Origin of the sequence: Burkholderia sp. Ax-1720, assembly GCF_011753035.1 — a bacterium.
Taxonomy (GTDB): Bacteria; Pseudomonadota; Gammaproteobacteria; order Burkholderiales; family Burkholderiaceae; genus Burkholderia; species Burkholderia gladioli.
This window is the reverse complement of the sequence record NZ_VWWK01000330.1, coordinates 1-3,485: the sequence shown is the minus strand read 5'-3', so window position 1 is coordinate 3,485 and position 3,485 is coordinate 1. Positions and strand designations below refer to the sequence as shown.

Here is a 3,485-nt window from a genome sequence, read left to right as displayed (position 1 = left end):
GACGGCCGCGGCGCCGGCGAGGATCGCCGCGCGCGCAACCACCAGGCCGCGGCAGGCGCCGAGGGCAGCTCGATCCGGGTCGGCGTGGAGAAGGTCGACCAACTGATCAACCTGGTCGGCGAGCTGGTGATCACCCAGGCGATGCTGGCCGAGACCACCAGCGCCTTCGACCCGGCCCTGCACGACCGCCTCTACAACGGCATGGCCCAGCTCGAGCGCAATGCGCGCGACCTGCAGGAAGCGGTGATGTCGATCCGCATGATGCCGATGGACTACGTGTTCAGCCGCTTCCCGCGCCTGGTGCGCGACCTGGCCGCCAAGCTCGGCAAGGAAGTGGAGCTGGTCACCTTCGGCCAGGCCACCGAGCTCGACAAGAGCCTGATCGAGCGCATCATCGATCCGCTCACCCACCTGGTGCGCAACAGCCTCGACCACGGCATCGAGACCGTCGAGAAGCGCCGCGCCGCCGGCAAGGACGCGGTCGGCCAGCTGGTGCTGTCGGCCGCCCACCACGGCGGCAACATCGTGATCGAGGTCAGCGACGACGGCGCCGGCCTGAACCGCGAGCGGATCCTCGCCAAGGCGGCCCAGCAGGGCATCCCGGTGTCGGACACGATCAGCGACGACGAGGTCTGGAACCTGATCTTCGCGCCGGGCTTCTCGACCGCCGAGACCATCACCGACGTATCCGGCCGCGGCGTCGGCATGGACGTGGTCAAGCGCAACATCCAGGCGATGGGCGGCCATGTCGAGATCAGCTCGCTGGCCGGGCGCGGCACCACCACCCGCATCGTGCTGCCGCTCACGCTGGCGATCCTCGACGGCATGTCGGTCAAGGTCGGCAACGAGATCTTCATCCTGCCGCTGAACTTCGTGATGGAGTCGCTGCAGCCGGCCGCCGCCGACATCTACACGGTCGGCAACGGCGAGCGCGTGGTGCGCGTGCGCGGCGAGTACCTGCCGCTGGTGGCGCTGCACGAGGTGTTCTCGGTGGAGGACGCGCGCACCGACCCGACCCAGGGCATCGTCACCATCATGGAGACCGAGGGGCGCCGCTTCGCGATGCTGATCGACGAGCTGGTCGGCCAGCAGCAGGTGGTGGTGAAGAACCTCGAAACGAACTACCGCAAGGTACACGGCATTTCGGCCGCAACGATACTCGGCGACGGCAGCGTCGCGCTGATCGTCGATGTCGCCGCCCTGAATCGCGATGCCCGCTCCGCCCACGGCGCGGGCGCGCTCGCGACTTTCTAACCGCTACGCGGCCATGCCGCATTGGGAGGACAACGTGTCCGAAGTCCATTCGATCCATCAGGCGGCCGCGGGCGCGGGCGCCAACCGTCGCGGCGTCGCGCAGGGCGACGCGGCCGGCCAGGAATTCCTGGTCTTCACGCTCGGCGACGAGGAATACGGCATCGACATCCTGAAGGTGCAGGAGATCCGCGGCTACGACAGCGTCACGCGCATCGCCAACGCGCCCGAGTTCATCAAGGGCGTGATCAACCTGCGCGGCATCATCGTGCCGATCGTCGACATGCGCATCAAGTTCCACCTGGGGCGCATCGAGTACGACCACCAGACCGTGGTGATCATCCTCAACGTCGCGCATCGCGTGGTCGGGATGGTGGTGGACGGCGTCTCCGACGTGCTGACCCTGACCTCCGAGCAGATCATGCCGGCGCCGGAGTTCGGCGCGACGCTGACCACCGAGTACCTGACCGGGCTCGGCAGCGTGGACGGCCGGATGCTGATCCTGATGGACATCGAAAAGCTGATGACGAGCCGCGAGATGGCCCTCATCGACGAATTCGGCGTGTAAGCGCCGCCGCGCAATCTCTCGGGGGAGACTGATGATGCTGCACAACTGGTCGATTCGCACGACGCTGACCGCCGTGGGATTGTCGTTCGTGGTTCTCACCGCCGTGGTCGGCGGGCTCGGCCTGGTGGCGCTGAACCAGACCGGCGCGGCGTTCAACGAGATCGTCGGCGGCGACCTGCCGGCGATCCGCTCGCTGAGCGACACCTCGTCCTACCTGCTGCGCACGCGCGTGGCGCTCGATCGCGTGCGCGCGCTGACCGAGTCCGGCAACGTCGAGGAGACGCAGAGCGCGCTGAACCGCGCGCAGGCGCTCTACGAGCAGTCGTCGCAGAACTGGCAGGCGTTCCAGGCGGCCAGGAAGCTCGGCATCGACAGCGCCCAGCTCGACGAGGCGAACACCCGCCACGACGCGCTGAAGACCGCGGTCGACGCCGAGTTCGCGGCGATCAAGGGCGGCGACATCGCCGGCTACCACGCGATCGCCGATGCGCAGATCAGCCCGATGTTCGTGGCCTACGACGGCGCGGTGGCCAACCTGACGGCCGCGCTGGAGAAGCGCGTGGCCAGCCACCGCGAGCACACCCAGTCGCAGATCTCGCTGATGATCACCTGCATCGCGATCGGCATCGGTTTGTCGGTGGTGATGATCGTGGTGGTGCGCCTGGCGCTGCGCGGCCTGATCGTCGGCCCGCTGGAGCGCGCCATCGGCCAGTTCGAGCGGATCGCCGCGGGCGACCTGTCCGAGCCGGTGCGCGAGTTCGGCAACCGCAACGAGATCGGGCGCCTGTTTACCGGCATCGGCCGCATGCAGAAGGCCATGACCGAGATGGTGAAGTCCGTGCATCGCGGCGCCGAGTCGATCGACGTCGGCGCGCACGAGATCGCCAGCGGCAACGTCGACCTCTCGCAGCGCACCGAGCAGCAGGCCGCCTCGCTGCAGGAAACCGCTTCCAGCATGGAGCAGCTCACCGGCACGGTGCGCCAGAACGCCGAGAACGCGCGCCAGGCCAGCCAGCTGGCCGTCAACGCCTCCGACATCGCCACGCGCGGCGGCGACGTGGTCAGCGAGGTGGTCACCACCATGCAGGCGATCTCGGTCAGCTCGAACAAGGTGGTCGACATCATCGGCACCATCGAGGGCATCGCGTTCCAGACCAACATCCTGGCGCTCAACGCGGCGGTGGAAGCCGCTCGCGCCGGCGAGCAGGGCCGCGGCTTCGCGGTGGTGGCGGGCGAGGTGCGCTCGCTCGCGCAGCGCAGCGCTACGGCGGCCAAGGAGATCAAGCAGCTGATCGGCGATTCGGCCGACAACGTGCGCAGCGGCTCGGAGCTGGTCGAGCGGGCCGGCGCGACGATGGCCGAGATCGTGCAGGCGGTGCGCCGCGTGACCGACATCATCGGCGAGATCAGCGCCGCCTCGCACGAGCAGTCGACCGGCATCGAGCAGATCAATCGCGCGGTCGGCCAGATGGACGCGGTCACCCAGCAGAACGCCGCCCTGGTCGAGCAGGCCGCGGCAGCGGCGGCTTCGCTGGAAGACCAGACCCGGCAACTGAAGGCGGTGGTGGGCGGCTGGCGCGTCGAGGGCGGCGCGGCCGCGCTCGCGCAGGCTGCCGCCGAACCGATGCTGCGCAAGCCGGCCGCGCTGCCGGCGCCGCAGGCTGCC

General features: G+C 69.0%; 3 protein-coding genes. All 3 read left to right on the top strand.

Annotated features, from left to right (window positions below):
* Positions 1-1,254, top strand: a 1,254-nt coding sequence (locus F3J18_RS36210; protein ID WP_205195715.1) for a chemotaxis protein CheW, incomplete at its 5' end; no start/stop codon positions are given.
* A gap of 34 nt (positions 1,255-1,288) precedes the next feature.
* Positions 1,289-1,819 (top strand): chemotaxis protein CheW, encoded by a 531-nt coding sequence (gene cheW, locus F3J18_RS36205; protein ID WP_025099992.1) that lies wholly within the window; start codon positions 1,289-1,291, stop codon positions 1,817-1,819.
* Between the two features lie 34 nt (positions 1,820-1,853).
* The coding region (locus tag F3J18_RS36200) for a methyl-accepting chemotaxis protein (RefSeq protein WP_240156506.1) at positions 1,854-3,485 on the top strand (1,632 nt) is incomplete at its 3' end.